Annotated in this window: 20 protein-coding genes and 1 other RNA gene; 19 read left to right on the top strand and 2 right to left on the bottom strand. The window is 38.2% G+C overall.

Annotated elements, in window-relative coordinates; all coding sequences use genetic code 11:
• Nucleotides 1-136 precede the first annotated feature (136 nt).
• Complete coding sequence (locus BM086_RS02555; protein WP_092322922.1) at nucleotides 137-1,213, top strand: threonine aldolase family protein; 1,077 nt, start codon at nucleotides 137-139, stop codon at nucleotides 1,211-1,213.
• Between the two features lie 63 nt (nucleotides 1,214-1,276).
• On the opposite strand, the gene BM086_RS02550 is transcribed toward BM086_RS02555, so the two are convergent.
• Nucleotides 1,277-2,017, bottom strand: a complete 741-nt coding sequence (locus tag BM086_RS02550; RefSeq protein ID WP_175560066.1) for a PD-(D/E)XK nuclease family transposase — start codon at nucleotides 2,015-2,017, stop codon at nucleotides 1,277-1,279.
• 145 nt (nucleotides 2,018-2,162) lie between these two features.
• Here BM086_RS02550 and BM086_RS02545 point away from each other — a divergent pair, with 145 nt between their 5' ends.
• The 14 genes from BM086_RS02545 to BM086_RS02480 all read left to right on the top strand — a co-directional run bounded on the left by BM086_RS02545 (nucleotide 2,163) and on the right by BM086_RS02480 (nucleotide 14,863).
• Entirely contained in the window at nucleotides 2,163-2,387 is a 225-nt protein-coding gene (locus BM086_RS02545) for a hypothetical protein (protein WP_092322916.1), read from the top strand.
• A 135-nt stretch (nucleotides 2,388-2,522) separates the two neighbouring features.
• The gene (locus BM086_RS02540) at nucleotides 2,523-2,816 is read left to right on the top strand and encodes a hypothetical protein (RefSeq protein ID WP_092322913.1); all 294 of its coding nucleotides are present in this window, start codon (nucleotides 2,523-2,525) and stop codon (nucleotides 2,814-2,816) included.
• A gap of 250 nt (nucleotides 2,817-3,066) precedes the next feature.
• Nucleotides 3,067-3,957, top strand: coding sequence for a mechanosensitive ion channel family protein (locus BM086_RS02535; protein ID WP_092322910.1), 891 nt, complete (start codon nucleotides 3,067-3,069; stop codon nucleotides 3,955-3,957).
• A 111-nt stretch (nucleotides 3,958-4,068) separates the two neighbouring features.
• The gene (locus BM086_RS02530; RefSeq protein ID WP_092322907.1) at nucleotides 4,069-4,749 is read left to right on the top strand and encodes a DUF4230 domain-containing protein; all 681 of its coding nucleotides are present in this window, start codon (nucleotides 4,069-4,071) and stop codon (nucleotides 4,747-4,749) included.
• Nucleotides 4,739-5,512: a hypothetical protein gene (locus BM086_RS02525; protein WP_092322904.1), complete on the top strand. Its 774-nt coding sequence runs from the start codon at nucleotides 4,739-4,741 to the stop codon at nucleotides 5,510-5,512. Before BM086_RS02530 ends, BM086_RS02525 begins: the two co-directional genes overlap by 11 nt.
• A gap of 271 nt (nucleotides 5,513-5,783) precedes the next feature.
• The gene (locus BM086_RS02520) at nucleotides 5,784-7,607 is read left to right on the top strand and encodes an aminopeptidase P family protein (protein ID WP_092322901.1); all 1,824 of its coding nucleotides are present in this window, start codon (nucleotides 5,784-5,786) and stop codon (nucleotides 7,605-7,607) included.
• A 215-nt stretch (nucleotides 7,608-7,822) separates the two neighbouring features.
• Nucleotides 7,823-8,031, top strand: a non-coding RNA gene (gene ssrS, locus BM086_RS02515) — 6S RNA.
• 132 nt (nucleotides 8,032-8,163) lie between these two features.
• Nucleotides 8,164-9,309, top strand: coding sequence for an AI-2E family transporter (locus BM086_RS02510; RefSeq protein ID WP_092322896.1), 1,146 nt, complete (start codon nucleotides 8,164-8,166; stop codon nucleotides 9,307-9,309).
• Nucleotides 9,310-9,344: 35 nt separating this feature from the next.
• Nucleotides 9,345-9,560: a hypothetical protein gene (locus tag BM086_RS02505; protein WP_092322893.1), complete on the top strand. Its 216-nt coding sequence runs from the start codon at nucleotides 9,345-9,347 to the stop codon at nucleotides 9,558-9,560.
• Nucleotides 9,561-9,666: 106 nt separating this feature from the next.
• On the top strand, nucleotides 9,667-10,752 hold the full coding sequence (locus BM086_RS02500) for an endonuclease/exonuclease/phosphatase family protein (protein ID WP_092322890.1): 1,086 nt from the start codon (nucleotides 9,667-9,669) through the stop codon (nucleotides 10,750-10,752).
• A gap of 130 nt (nucleotides 10,753-10,882) precedes the next feature.
• The gene (locus BM086_RS02495) at nucleotides 10,883-12,142 is read left to right on the top strand and encodes a 6-phosphofructokinase (protein ID WP_092322887.1); all 1,260 of its coding nucleotides are present in this window, start codon (nucleotides 10,883-10,885) and stop codon (nucleotides 12,140-12,142) included.
• Nucleotides 12,143-12,305: 163 nt separating this feature from the next.
• Complete coding sequence (locus BM086_RS02490) at nucleotides 12,306-12,584, top strand: HU family DNA-binding protein (RefSeq protein ID WP_092322885.1); 279 nt, start codon at nucleotides 12,306-12,308, stop codon at nucleotides 12,582-12,584.
• A gap of 227 nt (nucleotides 12,585-12,811) precedes the next feature.
• Complete coding sequence (locus BM086_RS02485; RefSeq protein ID WP_092322883.1) at nucleotides 12,812-14,473, top strand: putative bifunctional diguanylate cyclase/phosphodiesterase; 1,662 nt, start codon at nucleotides 12,812-12,814, stop codon at nucleotides 14,471-14,473.
• 144 nt (nucleotides 14,474-14,617) lie between these two features.
• Nucleotides 14,618-14,863: an HPr family phosphocarrier protein gene (locus BM086_RS02480; protein ID WP_092322881.1), complete on the top strand. Its 246-nt coding sequence runs from the start codon at nucleotides 14,618-14,620 to the stop codon at nucleotides 14,861-14,863.
• Nucleotides 14,864-14,933: 70 nt separating this feature from the next.
• On the opposite strand, the gene BM086_RS02475 is transcribed toward BM086_RS02480, so the two are convergent.
• On the bottom strand, nucleotides 14,934-15,821 hold the full coding sequence (locus tag BM086_RS02475) for a DegV family protein (protein ID WP_092322878.1): 888 nt from the start codon (nucleotides 15,819-15,821) through the stop codon (nucleotides 14,934-14,936).
• A gap of 756 nt (nucleotides 15,822-16,577) precedes the next feature.
• Between BM086_RS02475 and BM086_RS02465 the strand changes: the two genes are divergently transcribed.
• The 4 genes from BM086_RS02465 (at nucleotide 16,578) to BM086_RS02450 (ending at nucleotide 22,456) form a co-directional block, all read left to right on the top strand.
• Nucleotides 16,578-18,323 (top strand): GGDEF domain-containing protein, encoded by a 1,746-nt coding sequence (locus BM086_RS02465; protein ID WP_092322873.1) that lies wholly within the window; start codon nucleotides 16,578-16,580, stop codon nucleotides 18,321-18,323.
• Nucleotides 18,324-18,346: 23 nt separating this feature from the next.
• Nucleotides 18,347-18,991, top strand: coding sequence for a manganese efflux pump MntP (locus BM086_RS02460; protein ID WP_092322871.1), 645 nt, complete (start codon nucleotides 18,347-18,349; stop codon nucleotides 18,989-18,991).
• Between the two features lie 229 nt (nucleotides 18,992-19,220).
• A complete protein-coding gene (locus BM086_RS02455; protein WP_092322868.1) occupies nucleotides 19,221-20,261 on the top strand; it encodes a tetratricopeptide repeat protein in 1,041 nt (346 codons plus the stop codon).
• Between the two features lie 2 nt (nucleotides 20,262-20,263).
• Complete coding sequence (locus BM086_RS02450) at nucleotides 20,264-22,456, top strand: M4 family metallopeptidase (RefSeq protein ID WP_092322865.1); 2,193 nt, start codon at nucleotides 20,264-20,266, stop codon at nucleotides 22,454-22,456.
• The last annotated feature ends 22 nt before the right edge of the window (nucleotides 22,457-22,478 follow it).

The raw sequence follows: 22,478 nt of genomic DNA, 5'->3' as shown, positions 1-22,478 counted from the left end.
ATGCTACCGGAACTCTGATATAGATATCGTAATGATTAAAAGGTCAAAAATGATGTCACGGATTGTGCTGTGTAATGAGCGTCTACAATCCTGACATCATCTTAATAATAGAAAATACAACAGGAGTGGCGATAACATGGACAACAGGATTTCTTTTTCCAGCGATTATACTAAGGGAGCTCATCCCAAGATTTTGGAAAGGCTTAGTCAGATAAATTTTGAACAACAAAATGGCTACGGGACAGATGATTATTGCAAGAGCGCAGCAGATAAGATAAAAAAGGCTTGCAAATGTCCGGATGCAGATGTCTTTTTTCTTGTGGGTGGAACACAGACCAACCAGACTGTGATAGATATGATACTTGAGCCATATGAAGGCGTGGTGGCTGCTACAACAGGACATGTGGCTGCACATGAAGCAGGTGCGATAGAATTTTCAGGACATAAGGTGCTCACCTTGCCTAGATTTGATACTACCTTGCAGGATGGAGTAGCTGTTCATTCTGATCAGATTGGAAAAATAAGAGCAGAAGATCTTAGAAAGTTTATTGACAGTTTTTACGCTGATGAAAGCCATGAACACATGGTATTTCCTGGAGCTGTGTATATTTCCCATCCTACAGAATATGGCACGTTATATTCCAAAACTGAACTTGAAGAAATCTCAAAAGTCTGCCATTACTTCGATATGCCTCTTTTCCTTGATGGTGCAAGGCTTGGCTATGGACTTATGAGCACCAAAACTGATGTGACACTTGAAGATATCGCAAGACTTGTAGATGTTTTTTATATCGGCGGAACTAAGGTTGGAGCCTTGTTTGGAGAGGCTGTGGTATTCCCTAAGGGAGTTCCTACGCGACATCCCGTTCCGATAATAAAGCAGCATGGAGCTCTTTTGGCAAAAGGCTGGCTCCTTGGACTTCAGTTCGATACTCTTTTTACAGATAATCTTTACTTAGACATCAGTAAGAATGCTATAGATATGGCGGAGCTATTAAGAGAAGAGTTGGTAAAACGAGGATATAAGCTATTCATTGATTCTCCGACAAATCAGCAGTTCATAATCATGGAGGATGAGAAGTTAAAGTCTCTGTCTGAACATGTCAGATATGGTTTCTGGGAAAAAATCGATCCTGACCATACAGTTATAAGGCTTGCCACAGACTGGGCAACCACAGAAAATGATATTCGAAAACTTATGCAATATATGTGAAAATAAGGCTGCTTCACTTAATAAATAGTGGGGCAGCCTTTGTTACCGATTAAGTTATACTATTTATCGATTCTGATTTTTGTATTTTTCAAGCTCAGCTTGAAGCTTTGCTATAGCGATGTCTTTATCGGCTAAAGCTTTATCTTTATTAGATAAGGCTTTGTCTTTATCAGCGATGATTGTGTATGCAGTATCAAGCTTATCCTTAGTGGTATCAAGTTCTTCCTGAAGTTCATCAATCATGTATGTAACAGTATTATGATCAAGTATCTGGAGTTCTTTTGAAAACATTTGCATCACCCTTTCTACATTGAGACATGTTTCATAAAGGTCATCATAAATTGTTTTGAAACGAGGATATTTATGAATTAGCTGTACGATATACTCAGGTTCATCACATCCAAGGAAAGTAAGCCAAGCGTCAAGCTTATTTCGCATACCATTATTATGAAGACTGCTAAGAAAAATATCAACAGGAACAAAGATGAAATTTTCCAGCATGTTTAGCTTTATGCCGGTATTAGAAGTAGTATGGAAGTGATGCACGTAGCAGTCAGAATAGTCATGGAAAATACTGGGACTGTTTTCCATAAATACGATTGTATATACAGGATGAACATCTTTGTAAGTAAAAAGCTTTTTTCGCTGGTCCCTAACACGTTTATATTGACGAAGTAAGAGGTCTGCTGAATAACATGATGCTCGTTCACCTGTATAAGCATAACCAATCTTTTGGACTTCAACGTTGGCGATGGTTCCGTTATTTTGATGGCTCAGAAATGAGCAACAGATATAGACTAACATTAAAATCTTAAGATTTACCATCGAACATTATTAATGTTTGCTTAAGAATTACTGTGTGCGCCTTTTGTGATAAAAACGCTGATAACATATATTTATGAAAATTATAGTAAATAATATAGTTTAGGGAAGAATGAGGGGATTTATCATGAATAAGATTATAGTTCAGATATTTGAGGAAATTAGTAAAAACTTTACTAACAATCACGGAAAAAGAGAGAATGATACTATTAGTGATAACTTCTGCAGAAGGTTATCTGATGACAAAAGAAGGTACTCTTTAGTGACAGATTTTCGCAATATGAGATGGATTGATAAGTTTTTGATGTGGGATGTTGTGGCAGATAGTAAACTTGCAAATGGGTTAATGTAGTAAACATTTAAAAATCGAATTGGAAACTGAAAAGAAACAAACTAAATGACTAATTGCATTTTTAAAGGCAATATAACAAAAATGTGATAAAATATGATTGTAAAATTCATATACATTTGGAGGAGGCTATAGGTTATGGTTAAGAACGAGAAGGAACTTCTTGAGGCTATCAAACATGAGCATCACATCACCAAGGAAATCACAGATACTATCATTGAACTGGATCAGTTGCCAAGTACCGGAACACAGGTCTTTTTAAATGATCTCATAGTTACTCTGTACAATAGAGTTGTGGATGTAAATGATGATGTTATTGTTGAAATCTTCGACCAGAAGGTTATCACACCTGACGAATTTATAGGTTGGATTGATGATAATTTTACAACCTATTCGGCTGATATGTTTAAGAAATCGATTGGAAAAGCTTGATGGAATAATTATTAAAATAGTTGTTATATAAAAATATAGGACAGCAGCTTACGTCTGGAATATAATGATTCCTGATTGAGGCTGCTATTTTATTACATTGTTCGCAAAATTAAAAGAATGTATAATGAATTTATAATGTGTCACAGTAAAGTGCTTAAAAAGCAATGATATATGTTTGGAAATAAACTTCTCTTCGAAAAGAATTTGATGATACTTGATAATAGTCTGGTAATGATTTCTGGAGGCACTTATGGAAAAATGGATTGTTGACCTTTTGGAAATGTATAAAGATGATATTGGTGGAATGTTAGCTGATAATGCCGGTATGGTTCCAATAGTAATAATTATTGGGATTCTATTTGCTGTCGTACTTTTTCTTTCATATTTCTTTCTTGCATGGCTGTGCATTAGGATAAGCAGGAAAGTTTTCAGACATATTGAAAAGCGGAAAGGTAAAAGTATCGAGCTTCAATTTACTGAGAATCTTTTGAGACTGATCATCATAGTTCTTTTCATAATAATGCCGCTTGCAGGTGACCAGATAAAGCAGTCTATATTGGGGAGTGCTGCTGTAATCGCTGCTATTGTGGGTTTTGCTTCGCAGGATGCTATTAAGGATATTATGTCTGGGCTTCTTATAAGTGTTTATAAGCCATTTGATCTTGGAGACAGGATAGAGTTGGAAGATGGCACGGCGGGAATTGTTGAGAGTATTACCATGCGACATGTGGTTCTTGTACTGATAGATACAGTAAGGCTTGTGGTTCCAAACAGCAAACTTAACAGTTCCACGATTAAGAACTTAAGTTTTGATTATGTGCCAAGATCTGTGGAGTTTAGTTTTCCTGTTCACTATAATTCGGATATTGAGAAAACCAAGGATGTAATTTTTCAGGCAGTTAAGGAAAGTCCATATTCAATTCCGGGCAAAAAATCTAAGAGTGGAGATATGATTTATGGACCGGTTTATTTTATTGCCCTTATGGATAGTGCTCTTAAGATGAAGGTAACAGTTTACTATGAGCCTCCAACTGCAACTGAGGTGCTAAAAGATGATATCAATACAAGGGTATTTGCAGCACTTGGCGAGGCAGGAATCGTTGTTCCATATCCTCATGCAAATATCATCATACAGGATTGATGATATTAGGGGCAGAAAAGGTCCTAAAATATTCGTACTTACGAGATGTATTTGCGACTGAGTAAGTTGTGTCATCGGTAAGTGAAAAATTATATCTAGGAGCAGAGTTATATGTTTGAATTATCAAAAAAGACGCAAAACATTATTTACCTTTCGATAATCACCATATCTGTGATTGCGATTATTATACTTGGAGTGGGATTTCTGAAGGATAAAAGTAAGACTGCTTCTTCATCTGACATAGAAAAAGTTAAGATGAAGGACAGCTCAGAGAAGGTGCTGGTTACCGTGAGTACAGAAACAATCCAGGACGGCCTCGAGAACATGGGAATCCTCATAACCCAGGAGTATTATTTTACCCAGGTTGAGAGATACACCAAGGAAAAGAAACTTTTGAGTGTGTTTAACTCATCGTCAGAACTTTTATACAGTTATGACGGCGCGGTGATGGCGGGAATAAATTTTGAAAAGATAAAGGTAAAGAAAGATGAGGAGAACAAGATTCTTACAGTTGAAATTCCTCATTCGAGCATTCAGGCAGTAACTATCGATAAGGATACATTTAAGGTTTATTCAGAAAAAGACTCACTATGGAATCCGCTTAAGATTGAGGATTATAATGCTTCTTTAGCCGAATATGAGAAAGTTGCCAAGCAAAAAGCACTTGAAAACGGAATACTTGAAAGATCAGATGAACAGGCGAAAAAGCTTGTTGAGAATTTTATAAATAATTTCCCGTCTTCATCAGGATATGAGATTAGATTTGATTGGAGGACCGGCGATGAATCTTAAGAAGATGGCGCTGATTGCAGTCCTTTTACTAATTGCTATCATTTCTATTACAAAAATATCACCATGGGCAGCAAATCCGCTTAATCATACCCATTCTATAGAGCAGACAGATGATAAGATCACCACTGTCATGACATTGTCAGGAGGGGCAGCAGGTACATCAGCGACTCTTTCACTTTTGCCGGGAGATATGTGCACCCCTATTGCCGAACAGCTTGCGGAGCTTTCCAAGTATTTTCTTGTAATACTAAGTGCACTCTATCTCGAAAAATTTCTGATAAGTATGTCCGGCATTATAGCATTTGGAGTCCTGATACCTATCGCGTGTCTCATATGTTGTGTGGCTTTGATATTTGATAAGCAGAGCTGGTACTCCATAGCCGGGAAAATAGCTCTTATCGGTCTTGTATTATTTATCATAGTTCCGGCCAGTGTTAAGCTTTCAGACATGGTTTATGAGACGCAGGCTGAGAGAGTAAATTCTGCGGTAGAGGAGTACAATGACCTTGAGATTGAAGGCGATTCCGAAGGTGGATTTTTTAATGAATTTACGACAATTACAACGGATACAGTTGATAAGGTGACGGCATTTTTGAGCAGTCTCTTAGAATCATTGGCTGTAATGATCGTGACATCATGCATCATTCCTATACTTGTTTTTGTATTCTTTGTATGGCTGGTTAAGACTTTCTTTTCAGGAAATGTTCTTACACTGGATTCAAATTCGCTAAAAGCGTTATCGGATAAAATTAAAAAGCAGTAACTAACACAGCATCGCAGATAAATCCTAGTGATTTCGGTGATGCTGTATTATTTTACTGCGATATTTCTTCATTCACTAATCGCTGTAGTTATGGTATATTATGATGGCAGGGACAAAAGGCCATGCTGGATTCATGTATGATTGGCAATCGTTTTGACTTTTAGTTCTTGTATCATTTTATTGAACGATATGATTCAGCTGCCTTCATAGGCAAAATACAAATTCAGAATTGGCAACTGAATTATACACATTGAAGGAGAGTGAGAGTAACATGTCTTACGAAAACACAGTAATAAAAGAAAGATTGAAAAATCTTCGAGCTAAGATGCAGGAATATGGAATTGATTATTACATGATGCCTACATCAGATTTTCATAATTCAGAGTATTCAGCAGACTTTTTTAAAGTAAGAGAGTATTTTTGCGGATTTGACGGATCTAACGGAACACTGGTTGTTTCCCAGGACCACGCCGGAATGTGGACTGATGGAAGATACTTTATTCAGGCTGAGAATCAGATGAAGGGAACAGGGGTTGAACTTTTCAAGATGATGAACCCGGGTGTTCCTACAATTGAGGAATTTCTTTTTGACAATATGAAAGAAGGTCAGACTCTTGGCTTTGACGGACGCGTAGTATCCACAAGCATTGGGGAGAGACTTGAAAAGAAACTTTCAGATAAAAAAGTAAACTTCAGGATAGACAAGGATCTTGCAGAGGAAGTATGGACAGAAAGACCGGCTCTTCCATGCCACGATATGTATGTTTTATCTGATGAACTTTGCGGCAGATCATTTAAAGAAAAGCTTTCTGATGTTCGTGCTAAGATGGAAAAGGCAGGAGCAAAGGCACATCTTTTGTCAAAGCTTGATGATATAATGTGGCTTACAAATCTTCGTGGAAATGATGTGGAATGCAATCCGGTAGCTCTTTCATATGCATACATCACAATGGACGAATTCATTCTTTTTGTTCAGGAAAAAGAAGTTACAGAAGAAGTAAGAAAATATTGCGATAAAGTTGGCATTGTCCTTAAGGATTACCATGAGATAATGAGTTTCATTTCTTCAGTTAAATTTGAGGGTGATATTCTTTATGATAAGAGAAATACAAATTTCCTTACCTTCAAGACTCTTTCAGATAAGACCAAAGCTGACAATGTTCAGATGAAGAATGAAAAAGATCCTACTGAACTTATGAAGGCAGTTAAGAATGAGACAGAGCTTAAGAATATCAGAGAGGTGTACTTAAGAGACAGCGCAGCGCTTACAGAATTTATTTATTGGGTAAAAAAGAATGTTGGCAAGATGCCAATGACAGAGTATACAGCTGCAATGAAGCTTGACAGTATGAGAGCAGAGCTTCCGGGATTCATTGAACTTTCTTTTCCTACTATCAGCGCATATAATGCGAATGCTGCAATGGCTCATTATGAAGCTTCAGAGAACAATGCTGCAGAAGTAAAGGCACAGGGAATGCTTCTTGTAGATTCAGGCGGAACTTACATGGGCGGAACAACTGATGTTACCAGAACTATCGTTGTTGGCGAGATTTCAGATGAGATCAAAAAGCATTATACAGCAACTGTAGCAGGAATGCTCCAGATGGCAGATGCTCTTTTCCTTGAGGGATGCACAGGCCGCAATCTTGATGTTTATGCAAGAAGACCATTATGGGATATCGGAATTGACTACAATCACGGAACAGGTCATGGAATCGGATATATGTTAAATGTTCATGAGGGACCTCATAGTCTTAGATGGAGATATGCTGAGGGAGTAAGTGAAGCACTTCTTGAACCTGGAATGATCGTTTCAGATGAACCCGGTGTTTACATTGAAGGAAGCCACGGAATCCGTATTGAGAACATAATCGAAGTAGTAGAGCGCTCTGAAAATGAGTACGGCAAGTTCCTTGGATTTGAGCATCTTACATACGCTCCTATTGACCTTGAAGCTATTGATACCAGGTATATGAAACCTGAGCATGTGGAACTTCTCAATAAGTATCACAAGGCAGTTTATGACAAGGTAAGCCCTCTTATCAAGGATGAGGAAGTATTGGCATGGCTTAAGGAAGCTACCAGAGAAATCTGATATTTTATTTTAAAAAATCGCAGCTTGAAAAGAAAGGTGTTTTTTGGCTTGCCTATGGTTGCCGAAGGCAGAGAAATACTATGAAATAAAAGACCAGGTCAAGTAAAACATCAGTTAAACCCTGATTAAATAAGTGTAAAATTGATGAAAAAGGTGTTTAAACCCTTGAAAAATGCGAAGTTATGAATATAATAAGAATTAGGAACTACCTAGTAGTTCTCCTGGGATGTCCGACATCTCCTGTGTAATTTGAACCTACATTTACTTTAAACGGGACTCCTACATCACCATTTTTAATGTCACGCCTTCGGCCCTGCGCATGCGCAGACCAGCTTTGGGAGAGGAAGGCAGAGATTGTGGTTGCGGTAACCCACCTGGCATTAGCTAGGAGTCAAATAACAGGAAACGGCATTTTGGGATTAATACAGGATTTAAAAGCAGTCATTTCATATGGCTGCTTTTTCCTTTATGAACGAAAACAGAATAAAGTTGTATAATACTATTATGAGGGGACAAATGTCGTTAATCGAGTTTTAGATGATAACGGAGGAAACTTATGTTTTTTAAGGGAAAGTGGACAAAACAAAAATGGGTAGGCTATACGATCGCGACGTGTTCAGCTGTAATTCTTTACATGGTCATTTCAAACCTGCCTTCAATTATTTCATGCTTTGGTTCTTTTTATAGCTTTATAAAACCGGTAGTAAGCGGCATAATTGTTGCATATATCTTTAACCCTCTTGCAAGGACTTTTAATGACAAGGTATTTAAAAAACTAAAGAATGAAAAGACCAGATGGAAATTGTCAGTGGCGTGTACTTTGGTTGTAATAATTCTTGCGGTGGTACTTCTTTTTGTGGCACTTATTCCACAGCTGGTAGACAGTGTTGTAACCTTTGCCAATAACGTTGAAGGTTATGTAGCTACGCTTTCTCAGCTTCTTGAAGGGCTTGGAAGCAGCAATGCAGGTAGTATGCTCGGGGTTGAGATCAGTACACTGACTAATATTGGAGACAAAATATTGAATCATGTCAGCAACTATTTCACCAATAATATGGGGAGTGTTGTGAGCACCTCAGCTAATGTGGGAAAAGGTTTCTTTGAGGCTGTAATAGCATTTATTCTGGCAATCTATCTGCTCCTTGATAAGGACAGATTAAAAAAAGGAGTTTCAAGACTTGCAGGGCTCATCATGAAGCCACAGACACATGAAAATGCAGCTCTTTTCCTTGAAAAATGTGACAGAATCCTTATAAGATATATTAGCTTTGACATAGTAGACGGAATACTTGTTGGAATAGTGAATTTCTTTTTTATGCTGATAGCAGGAATGCCTTACTCAGTTCTTATTTCTGTAATCGTGGCAATAACTAATCTGGCACCCACATTCGGTCCTATTGTAGGAGCTGTTATAGGGGGATTTATCCTGGTTTTGGTCAATCCGTTGTATGCACTGTCATTCCTTATTTTTACGATTGTGCTACAGACCGTTGACGGATATATTTTAAAGCCAAGACTCTTTGGTGAGAGCCTCGGAGTATCTCCACTTATGATACTGGTTGCAATTGTTCTTGGAGGAAGACTTTTTGGTGTTTCAGGAATCCTTTTAGCCATTCCATTTGCAGCAATTATCGATATTGTGTGGAGAGACTTTGTTCTAAAAAAACTTGAGGAAAAGCATGCTAAGCAGTACAATGAATAATATAGGGTAACAAACTTTACGGGGGTAAGGCGGTTATGGATATGGTTAAAGTAATTGACGATACTATTGAGGTATGCAAGGAGACTGTTAACAAGGGCATCAAGATCTGGAACAGCTTCGATGATAACAAAAAGAAGTTTTACATCAAATGCGCTGCAGTAGCGGCTTTTGCGCTGGTGGTCATCGGGGTTGCCTACAGGCTTGGAACTGCCCATGGAAAAAGAATTGCTTTTGAGGAAGAAGACTTCTGATATTTTGCAGAGAGAACTGTGAGAAGATAAGTGATAGGGACGGTTCTTTCTTACTTATTGCTTATAATGAGTAAGAAAGTGCTGTCCCTTTTTGGTGAGGTCGATCATGAAGAAATTTGTGCATGTGCTTGGAGCTATATTGCTTGTTTTGGTATTTTTAGTAGCTACTCTTGTTGGATATCTTACTATTGATGAATACAAGCCTGCTGATGTAGAGATTGTAGAAATAGAAGGAAAAAGTAGTGGCACTCTGAGTATTGACAAGCCACTTACTATGATGACATGGAACCTTGGCTATGGAGCTCTTGGCGATAATGCAGACTTTTTTATGGATGGCGGTAAAATGGTCTACAGCGCCGATAAGAACAGGGTTCAGGAGAATCTAAAAGGTATAGCAAAGACTATAGATGCTGAAAATCCTGATATCATGCTTTTCCAGGAAACTGATAGAAATTCATCAAGATCGTATTTTATCGATGAGCTTGATTACATCAAGGAGAATGGAAACAGCGCTGTCCTTTCTTCTCAGGATATGTATGCAACAAATTTCAATGTATCCTATGTGCCGCTTCCAATTCCGCCTATCGGAAGAGTACATGCGGGACTTATCACTTTGTCGACACTTGAAGTAAGTGAGGCTTCGAGATTGAAACTTCCGTCTCCGTTTAAATGGCCTCTTAGTACGATCAACTTAAAGAGGTGTCTGTTGGAGAGCAGATTTCCAATCGAGGGTTCAGATAAGGAACTTGTGCTGATAAATCTTCATCTTGAGGCCTATGATGAGGGAGAAGGTAAGATTGCGCAGACCAATATGCTAAAGAACCTGTTAAAGGAGGAGATTGATAAGGGGAACTATGTAATAGCAGGAGGGGATTTTAACCAGGTATTTTCCAACATAGATATAAGCGCATATCCTCAGCTTGGTGTTGAATGGAAGCCGGGCAAAATTGATACCTCTGATTTTGACAGCAGTTTGCAGTTTGTTACGGATGCAACTCTGCCTACCTGCAGGTCTTTGGATAAATCTCTTGCTGACGCGTCTTTAAAAGATCCTGAGCATTTCCAATACTATGTTCTGGATGGTTTTATAGTTTCGTCAAATATTCAGATTTACGCAGTCACTACAATTGATACTCAGTTTAAGTTTTCGGATCATAATCCGGTAAAAATGAGTTTTAAACTCATAAACTGATATTTCGCGAAAACGTTTTAGAAAATTTAGTGACACTGTACGTTTTTTTGAATATAATATAAAGAGTATTATTTATTACTACATAGGAATGCGAAGTAACTATAATTTTGTTGAAAGGGGATAGGGGTTAATGGTACAAAAAAAGAAAAGAAACGTAATTGTAGGACAATCGGGAGGCCCTACAGCAGCTATCAATTCATCTCTTGCCGGAGTTTACAGAACTGCGATCGATCGTGGATACCAGAAGGTATATGGCATGATCCATGGCGTTCAGGGACTTATGGAAGGCAGATATGTAGATCTTGCTGATCACATTCAGAGCGGTCTTGATATCGAGCTTTTAAAGAGAACACCTTCAGCTTATCTGGGATCATGCAGATATAAGCTTCCTGAGATTTTTGAGAGCAAAGAAATTTACGAAAAGATCTTTGAGATTCTTGTTAAACTTGAGATCGATTGTTTCATTTACATCGGTGGAAATGATTCAATGGATACTATCAAAAAACTATCTGATTATGCCATTATTACAGGATCAGATATCAGATTTGTTGGTTGCCCCAAGACAATAGATAATGACCTTGCACTTACAGACCATACACCTGGTTACGGTTCAGCAGCAAAATATATAGGAACCTCTGTAAAGGAAATTATCAGAGACAGCTGGTCACTTGAAACAAGTAACGGACAGGTTATTATTGTAGAAGTAATGGGAAGAAACGCAGGATGGCTTACAGGCGCTACAGCTCTTGCAAAGGGCGAAGACTGTGATGGACCTGATGCTATTTACCTTCCTGAGCTTCCTTTTGATATGGATGCATTCATTAAGAAAATCAAAGGACTTCTTAAGAATAAGGCATCTATCGTAGTAGCAGTTTCTGAGGGTATCAGAACAAAAGATGGCAAGTATGTCAGCGAACTTGGCAATAACATCGAATATGTTGATGCATTTGGTCACAAGCAGCTTACAGGAACAGCCAGATATCTCTGTGACGTTGTTGCACAGGAATGTGGATGTAAGACTCGTGCTATCGAGCTTTCAACTCTTCAGAGAGCTGCAAGCCACTGTGCATCACGAGTTGATATCCTTGAGGCCTATGAAGTTGGTGGTGCTGCCATGAAGGCTGCTGATGAAGGCGACAGCGGAAAGATGGTAGTCATTGAGAGATTATCAGATGATCCTTATCAGGCAGGTACAGAGGTTAAGGATGTTCACAAGATTGCCAATGATGAGCGTACAGTTCCAAGAGAGTGGATCAACAAGGACGGCACATATGTAACTAATGAATTTATTACTTATGTAAGACCTCTTATCCAGGGCGATGTAGGTCCGATCATGGTTGATGGTATTCCGAGACATCTATACAGACCGGGATTCCAGGAAATTTTGTGATGTAAAACTGTATTATAAACGAAGAAATTCGATAAATCAGCTAAAAAATTTGTTACAATTTGAGTTTTTTGCGTATTTTTCGGCATTTTTATGTTGTTATGTGCATAAAATAGTGGTAGAATGGGCAATGTAAGAAAAATATTTCTTTTTGGAGGGAAATTAAATGAACAAGACAGAACTTATTGATGCAATTGCAAAGGAAGCTGGCCTTTCTAAGAAGGATGCTGCTGCAGCACTCAATGCATTCACAGAGACAGTTACAAAGGAGCTTAAGAAGAAAGGCAAAGTTCAGCTCGTAGGCTTCGGTACATTCGAGACAACAAAGAGAGCAGCTAGAACAGGTAAGAATCCTCAGACTGGCGAAGCAATTAAGATTCCTGCATCAGTAGCACCTAAGTTTAAGGCTGGTAAGGCTCTTAAGGATCTTGTAAACAAGAAATAATTCATTTCTTCGTTAGACATTTAAAATAAAGTGGCTGTGATTAAATGATTATCATTTGATCACAGCTATTTTTGTACCACTATTGACGCTCTTTCTTGTTTCTTTTTATCGAAAAAAAGTATATTATATCTATATACATTAAACGGCAGATGCATTATTTGTACGCAAAAAAACTGATTTCTCTTTTGTTTCTATTGGTGTTCTATATAAATGTGGGGAAAGTCTAGATGACATTTGAAAGAAGCTTTGCTAACTTTGTTCAGATATTGTCTGAAGAAGAACTAACACCGGAAATATCACCCGGAGCGTTATCTGATATATCCAAAGAGTATTCACTTCGCTCTATCGTAGCTGTAATTTCATTTTTTAAGGAGTCAGACCAGGCAGGAGAGCCCGATGTAGTTATTCCACTATTTGGCCCTGTGCAGGAAAAAGAGGCTCCTGACTATCTGTTTAAGCATAATGTTGCCGGTAAGAAAACAGTTACCTACAACATTTATCTTTATGATGGAAAAAGCTGGAATGAAGAAGAATATAAGAGCTTTGCCATAGTGATGGATATTTTGATCATTCATATGGAAAGGTTTCTTTTAGAAAAGGCGGTGAAGGACAGCGCACTTACCCAGTATCTGACCGGACTTCCAAATTCCGGCGGGTTTATTGCTTATGCCACAAAGCTCTTTGAGAGCAGGGAGATAATGGGGTATGATGCTTTTTATTTTAATTTGAAAAGCTATGGGCTCATCAGTAGGAGATATGGACTCTCAGAGGGCGATGAAATAATGAAGCGCTATGCTAAGAAGCTGAAAGCCTTTTGCGATAAGGGTGAGATGGTGGCGCATTTTGGAGGAGACAATTATACTGCCCTTATAAAAAAAGAGAGAACCAGGGAATTTTTGGATTTTCTTTCTTCTGTTCCGGTTTATGGGATAAAAAACGGTAAGAGAGAAGAACTTCATATTGCAGCGGTAATCGGAGTTTATGCGGTGGATGAATCCTTAAAAGAGCCGGGACAGCTTATTTCGAGGGCAGGTATGGCCCTTAGCTATGCTAAAAATGTTGCTAACAAGCCGTATGTTTTTGTAAATAAGGCCATGAGCACACGTATTTATCGCCAAAAACAGATAGAGGACAGGTACGAGGAAGCACTTGCAAATGATGAATTTAGAATATACCTTCAGCCTAAAGTGGATTTGTTCACAGGAGAACTTATCGGCGCAGAGTCACTTGTGAGATGGTTTTGCAATGGCATAGTATTATATCCGGCAGAATTTATTCCGATTCTTGAGCAGGAAGGAATGGTGGCGACACTTGATCTTTATGTTTTGAAAAAGACCTGTGAATTTATCAAGGGATGGAAGGAAAATGGGATTGAACCTGTGCCTGTTTCGGTTAATTTCTCAAGGAGGGACTTAAATTTCAGTCATCTGGCAAGAGAAATTGTCAGGATTATAGATGAAACGGGCATTGACAGAAAATGGATTCAGATTGAAGTTACTGAGACAGCTAATGAAGATGAGCGTCTCCTTATGACTAATTTTTTGATTTCGTTAAAAGAAAAAGGTATAGATACTGCAATAGATGATTTCGGAACGGGCTATTCATCACTTTCGAGCTTAAGGGATTTCCCTGTAAATGTGATAAAAATCGACAGGTCTTTTATCAATAATGAGAGTGTGAGCGAAAATGATGAAATCGTTTTGAAAAATATTGTCAGAATGGCTGAAGAATTAAATATTAAAGTGCTCACAGAGGGGGTAGAAAAGCCTGAGCAGGTTGACTTGTTAAAGAGCGTTGGATGTCACTATGCACAAGGTTTTTTGTATGACAACCCGATGCCTGAGAATGATTTTCAGAAACGATTAATCAAACGGGTGTATTCGGAATAAGGCACTGTAAGCGGTTTCACGGAAACTATTAATTGTTAAATTTATAATTTTTTAATAATTTAAACCGTTCACATTTCGTTCACAAAGTGTTATCATAATCTCTGTCGCAAGCATGAGTCTGCGTCTTATGAGAGAGGGATAGAAATGAGAAAAGAAGTAAAGGTTTCATTGGGGTGTAAATCCCAGATCGTGCAGTTCATTAACATGAACTCAAAGTCATCCTGTGAGATTGATGTTCAGGATGGACACAGCTACATTGACGGAAAGTCAATCGTAGGTTTATTATCACTAAATTTATTTAAACCACTTGATGTTACTGTAATTGGTGATGATAAGAAGATTACTGATCTTATCGACAGTTATGGTTCACATCAGTTGCTTATAGGCTAAAAAGTTTATATGCATAATAAAGAAGGTTGTTTTCAGCTCACCTTGTGAGTAAAAAACAACCTTCTTTTTATTAATCAACTCTCTGTTTTCCCCAGAAGAAGAGTGCTACAGTACCTGGGCCTGTATGGCTTCCGATAGTAGTACCGATACTGAATATCTCAACTTTTCCTTTGAGGTTTGGAAATCTTTCTTCAATAAGATCTGCAACAGCTCTTGCGTCATCGTAGCAGTCTGAATTAGAGATAAAGCAATCATCTGCATAATCAAGACCGTTTTCTGCAAGTTCAGCCATTTTATCGACTGTGGCTTTCATAACAGCGCTCTTTCTTCTGACTTTGGCTCTTACTATAAGTCTTCCCTGATAATCTACGTTTAAGAGAGGACAGATGTTAAGTACATTTCCTATTGCGCCTGCAACCTTGGAAACACGACCGCCTCTTACCAGGTATTTGAGGTCAGATACAAAGAACCAATGCTGACATTCAAGTCTGTGGTCAACTGCCCATTGATACAGGGCGTCGATGCTCATGCCTTCGTCTCTTAAATCTGCAAGCTTGTACATAAGAAGTCCAAATCCTGCTGAAGCAGCAAGTGAATCAACAACATAAAGCTTTCTGTCCGGATATTTTTCTTTTAACTGGTTTCTGGCGATGATAGCTGAATTTAATGTGCCTGAGATGCCTGAACTTAATGTGAGATGAAGGATATCCTTGCCTTCCTTGAGGAAAGGTTCGAAATATTCGATGTATTCTCCTACACTTACCTGAGAAGTTTGAGTCATGGCTCCATTTGCCATGCTGTTATAGAATTCTTTGAATGAAATGGATTTGCCGAGGTCATCAGGATAATCCTTTCCATCTAATTGGAAATGAAAACAAACATATTTTATATTGCGTTTTTCAAAATGTTGCTGTTCAAGATCAGCAGTAGAGCAGCAACTTAAAATAAAATCTTCCATAATTTTCCTTTCATAGTAATTATATTATCCATTCTTTGATTCTTAATCAAAAAATGTTTAAAATCCTACTATATGATACCTTAAAAAAAAAATAGTGGCAAGTTTACGTTGCTGGTTGATACAGAAATGTGCACTGTGTTACATATTTCGTGAGAAAATGATTTGCAAGACACCAATATACATTTAGATCGGAATTGTATCCGCATAAACATCGGAAATGTCTAAATAGTCAGAAAATACAAACAATGACATTAAAGTGGTTGACAAAATGTGGTACAGATGCTATATTATATATACAATCACATTGAAGATAAAACCTAAGCAGTCCAAGTGGCGTATGCTTCACGGAAGACGAGCAGTGGTTTTCGGAGCGACTGACATTTACAGCGAGGGTGGCGATGCTTCATCGGAGCCAGGGAATGTCAAGGAGTCGCTAAAGGGGTGTGATTTATATAAATAAGGGTAGCTTTAAGATAGCTACAGAAAGACGAGGAATAGTCCCTTGGAAAATCAGAATTAAGGACGGGTGTTCATTAAGATAATGGATGCCCGTTTTTAATGTCTTTTTTTATTTAATTAAAACTTTATAAATAGTCTAAAAACCTACTGCATTACGTTTATCAGTGGGCTTTTTTGAATTATAATATTGTTGATATTATGCGTATTCTGGATGATTACTATTGCGATGGGGTAATTTTAGTCATCGAGGGAAATTATTGATTCCCTCCATCATAATGTTAATGAGGACGTACAGAGATGAAGAGCGGACCATTCCATGAGATCATGATTTCAAAAGAGAATCATCAGATTTTTTCTGCAGATGCCGAAGGATATAGTATTTTCAAGAGTGACACACTTACTGCGATTGAAGGTTATGTTACTGATGATGTAAAAAAATCATTTATAAAGAATCTGGAGCTTGCAAATGACACCTGGTTTCCAACAAAAATAGTTGATGAGGAAGGATGGCATCTTTATTACGTCAAGGCTTCAAATAAAAATGACAGTGATATGATAAAGCTGGTACTGGTAAATATCGCTGATCTTATGGATAACTATGAGATGGTCAAAAGGCAGAACTGTGCCTATAAAGCGCAGCTGGATCTTTTTGAAGATATATTTTTTGAGTATAATCCGGTAAAAGATACCATAAATATTTTTAACACGGAGATGGCTGAATTTGATGCCGGAATATATTCACTAAGTGACTTTGAGGAGCTTTTAATTAAACGTGCAAAGGGAAGACAACGAAGCAGCATAAAGAGCTTTATCGGGCAGATAAAATCAAAGACAGGGCGTTCTTCTGTCAGGATTGATTCCAATCTTATAAATGATGATATCAACGTGGTTTATACACTTTTGGAAGAAGCCTTTGTTTTTTATGATAAAGAAACAGAGGGCGTTGTCGGGCATATTCACCTTGGGCATAATAAGATGAAGACGGCAGCTGCAAGTATTAAGCATGATTCACTTACAGGGCTTGTTGATAAAACCGATATCATCAGGATCGCAAGAGAGAGGATAGATGAGAGAAGGCTCAGAGGAACTACGCTGGCAATAATAGATATAGACTATTTTAAGAGTGTCAATGATATTTATGGGCACCAGTATGGTGATGAAGTACTAAAGAAAATTGCTGACATTATTTCATCTGAAGTGGGAAATGATGGCATTGCCGGTCGTTTTGGCGGCGATGAATTCCTTGTTGTCTTTTACCATCTTACTGAAGAAGAGGAACTTCGTGCCAAACTTAAAAATATTAAAAACCTGGTCAGAGTAACCTTTGCCGATAAAAATCTTGGAGAGGACAAGACTTTGTCGGTATCTATTGGCGCGGCTACATTCCCAAACGATGCAGATTCCTATGATGATCTTTTTATGCTTGCGGATTATTGTCTTTATACTGCCAAGGATAAAGGCAGGAACAGGTATGTATTTTATACTCTGGAAAAGCACGGCACCTTGGAATCAATTCGAAATAGCCGCAAGAGTGCCAGGAAAATAAATGAACGAGACTTGTCATATGGAGATTTTATAGTTAAAATGTTCGATATGACACTTCACGGAAATGGCAGCACTTTGGAGCATATGCTTGATGAATTCGCAGAAATATTTGATTTTCAGCATTTGACTCTTTTTGTGGGACAGCCTTTTTATCTGAGATATTCCACAGGCTCTTCTGTTGAAAGAAATCAGGAAGCACGCGATTTTATGCTTGGCGTATTAAATAGCGATTCCACCAGAGAAAAGTATCTGGGGCATCAGAACTTTATTGTCATGAACAGGATTGAGAACTTGCCGCCATACGCTCAGAGTGTCAAAAACTTCCTCAAAGAATTGGAAATATATTCGTATGTGCTTTTGAGATTTAATGATAAGGATGGTAAAGACTGTATTCTGATAATTTCAAGTGTTGGCAAAAATGTACAGTGGAACCAGATGCATTTTAAATACTATAGGGCATTTACAGATTTATTGGGGTTATATTCTTTGAGTCAGTGATCACTTTACTTTAGGAGATGGAAATGACTGGCAATTTTTTACTTCTTTTTAACAGTGTCATGCTGGGCTTTGGCCTTGCCATGGACGCTTTTTCTGTGTCTTTAGCAAATGGTTTTGCAGACTCCAAGATGAGCAGGCAGAGGCGAATACAGATAGCCGGATGCTACGCTGGATTTCAGTTTATGATGCCTGTGATCGGATGGTTTTTAGTCCATAACGCTGTGAATTTCTTTACGGGATTTCAGAAGTTTATTCCCTGGATCGCACTTATACTTCTTGCCATAATAGGAGGCAAGATGCTGATTGAAGGTATTCAGGAAAAAATGGCAGAGAGAAACTGCACCGGAGATCACAACTGTATGGCATGCACAATAACCGAGTGCAAAAAATACGGAATTGACCCTAATGAAGGCGCTATATCCAACAAACTCCTGGTTCTTCAGGGAATAGCCACATCAATTGATGCTTTGTCTGTAGGATTCACGATTTCTCAGTACAGAACAATCCAGGTTCTGATAAGTGCCCTTATTATTGGTGGTGTGACATACGTTGTATGTTATGCAGGCCTTAAACTTGGAATCAAGTTTGGAACCAAGCTTGCAAGTAACGCAAAGATTATCGGTGGACTTATTCTTATAGGTATCGGAATAGAGATTTTCTTCGGATAATTTATATCATAAATATTTTCAAAAATGAAATTAAATATCCAGTTTATAAATTAGAAAAATATTAAATTTACCAGACAGCAGACCTGTAGCGGATTTACGGGGCTGCTGTTTTTTATTTTTTATAAAAATCTAATTTATTTTTTATATTCTAATAATATTATTGACGGAAAGGCGATTATATAATTAACGTGTGTACGTGTAGAAATTGTTTGCGAAAAGAGGGAATGAAATGGAAATTATGGAAAAAAGTAAGTGGTATGAACGAAAAAATTTCCGAATTCTGGCAGGGGTATTAGCAGGCGTCCTAATTATTACGACAGTAGGATACAGCCTGCTTAGAGCCAGAGCACAAGATTTGTATCCCGATATTGAGAGCTCAGATGAAGCCCTGAAACAAAAAAGCCAGGAGAATGCGGGCGAGTACAATCTTGCCGAAGAAAACAGCATATTGGATGAATATGCTGATCTTAGGAAAGATATCAATGCCGGGGATTATGAAAGCGCCATTGAGAAGACGAATACGCTTTTAAGCAGTATTGATGATGCTGCGGTAAAAGAGCAGTTTCATGAGCTTCTTTCAGAGCTGTATTACAACGTCGGTAGGTATCAGGAGTCGCTTGATGAAGCGGATATCTGCCTTGGAAGTTCCGAAGAGGTAAGTGGAGCCCTTTATTACGTAAGAGGCCTTAGCAATCTTCAGCTTGAAGAGTATACAGCGGCAGCTTCTGATTTTATCAGCGCAGACAAATTCGGGTTTGAAGACAAGCTGGGAATCTCATTGCAGACTGCAATTGCTTCTTTTTCCGGAAAAGATTATGAAAATGGAGCCAAATATGCAGAGAATTATCTGGGATATCTTGGCGATTTGAAAACTGTTGTCAATGCAGAAGATGGAGAAAATCTTAGCAATGAAAATCTTTGCAGATATATAGCTGCTTTATCCTATCTTCATTTGGAGGATTACAAGGCAAGCATAGACCACTTGGATGAAATCCTTGAAAATGGCGATGACAGCGAACTTCTATATTACAGAGGCATAAATAAAATGGCTCTTGAGCAGTACGCACAGGCTGCAGCAGATTTCAAGAAAGCTGATGAGCAGGGCAAAAAAGATACAGATCTTTATTACGACCTTGGAGTTTGCCAGATATCAAATGGTGAGATTGACGAGGGAATAGAGAATTTAAAAATTGTAATAAACAAAAATGACAAGCCTGAGCTTTCTACAGCAGCTACAAATATTATTACAGCTATAGCGCAGGGGAACTGACAATGAATAAAAAGATTGTCTGTATAGCAGGAGTAGTTCTCGTTATTTTCAGCAATCTTTTTGGGTGTGTGAGCCAAACCAGAATAAATGAGAACTACGAGTCTTACGATGATAGCAGCACTGTAGCAAACAGTGAAGAAGAGAGCGTAACTGATGCCACAGGCGAAACAAAAGATACACAGCTCGTTTTAAACAATAAAAATGCCGATACCGAAGCAATAAGCAAGATTTACGATGAGCTTAGGAGAATAAACGGAGATTCGCTTGTAACTGTTACTGATGACTATGGGTATATAACGTTTTTAAAAGGAACTGTAAGTGAAAAAAAGTTCGAAAGAATGTCAGATTATGAAAACGCATTGGAGTTTTTGAAACCCGCGCTTACTGCAAGTAGTGATATAGAGCTTGTTTTCACAACAGCACTTTTAGATGATTACAATTATCAATATGCCATATTCACAGAAAAACTTGAGGGTGACACAGTAACTTCAAATGTAGTCAAGTTTATTTTAAAAGATGGATATATGCTTGGACTCACATCATCTCTTGTCCCATATTATGCACCAAAGGGAAATGTGATCGATGATACTGTCGCGATAGAGATAGTGAGAGATTATCTTGATGAAAACGAAGCAGATAAGGAATATTTTCTTGCTCCAGAGACAGAAAAGACTTTCAAATATCAGACAGATCCCATAACACTTCAAGAGTATTGCACCAAGGTTTTTGTAGTAATATCCAATAATCCTGAATCAAATAAGGACGGTGTCGAAGCTCCATTTTTGGAACACTATGTTTCGTTAAACGGAGAGTATCTTGGAAAAGCTCCCTCTTATGTCAAGAGAGGGCAGGATGACGAAAGAGACTATTCTATTTTTAATAAATGGTTCAAGAGGAGCATAACACATTCTTATCAGACAAGCTATGAAGATGCTAATGGCAAGGTTGAAGAAGTTGTAGTACCGGTAACAGAGGATGAAGGAAAATATTATCTGGAGGATAGCAAAAGGCGGATTCTATGCGCAGATTATTATGAATTTGCATATAACAAAAGGATTCAGATCTTAAGCTCAAAGACAAACGATGACTGGGACTTAGATACGATAATCGCTTATCACAACTATATAGTTTCCTATGATTTTTATGCTGAGCTTGGAAGGTATGGGCCGGATGGCCTGAGGGCGCCAATCCTTCTTTTAATGGATTATCAGAAAGAAAATCATGAGCCTATAGATAATCTCTGTTATCTGGGGTGCATGGAGAATGTACACATTTTTACAGCAACCACAAGAGCCAACAATTACAACAGGGCTCTGGATGTGGTTGGACATGAATACACCCACGCGGTCACAACTACTGCAATAGAAAATGTGATCTACAAGAATGAACAGGGAGTTATAAATGAAGCTATAAGCGACATAATGGGTGAGTGCATCGAGATAATGCATTATGAAAAAGAAGGCATTGATGTGAATCCGGATACCGTCTTTGCAATGGGCCAAAGCACCGGGAATGTTATCAGGGATCTGATCTATCCTGAACTTCATGGTCAGCCAAGGTATGCAGGAGGAAAATATTATGTACCGACAGCATCTGTTCCTTCTGTAAATAACGACCTGGGCGGAGTTCATATTAATAGCAGTCTGGTGAGCGAAATGCTACCGATGATGTACTTTACATCAGGCTTAAGTCTTAATGATATAAGGCGGATATGGGAAACAGTGATATGTATTCTTGTTCCCAGAAGCGATTTTAGTGATCTTTGTGAAATAGTCTTAATGGCCTGTGAGATGTCCGGGCTAGAGGAAGCAACCGAGACTATTCAAAAAAGCATCAAGATGACTCGTATCGATGCAAAAGAACCATTCGAGTATCTTTCAGAGAACGAAAGCCAGATCAGCCTCTTGCTTCCTCCGTGGATAGACTGGAACAGATCAAGACTTGAAGTAAGAAACGAGAGCGGAAAGGTAAGTGTTTGCTGGCCCCAAAGAAAAAGTAACAAGATTGTGATAACTGTTGAACCGGATAAATACAAGATACGATTGCTTCAATTTGACCAGAATGGCGATTGCAACGCCCACTGGCAATATGGAGAAAATGGCTGGGAAATGAATGGGGAAGATAATGAATATTACAGGGATATCCCCATTGGTGAAAGGATTTCTTTACCGGCTATTGAATATATAAACAAATAAAAGTTTTAACGTTGTAGCAAAA

Source organism: Butyrivibrio sp. YAB3001 (genome assembly GCF_900112195.1).
Classification (GTDB): Bacteria; Bacillota; Clostridia; order Lachnospirales; family Lachnospiraceae; genus Butyrivibrio.
This window is presented reverse-complemented; position numbering and strand designations above follow the sequence as displayed.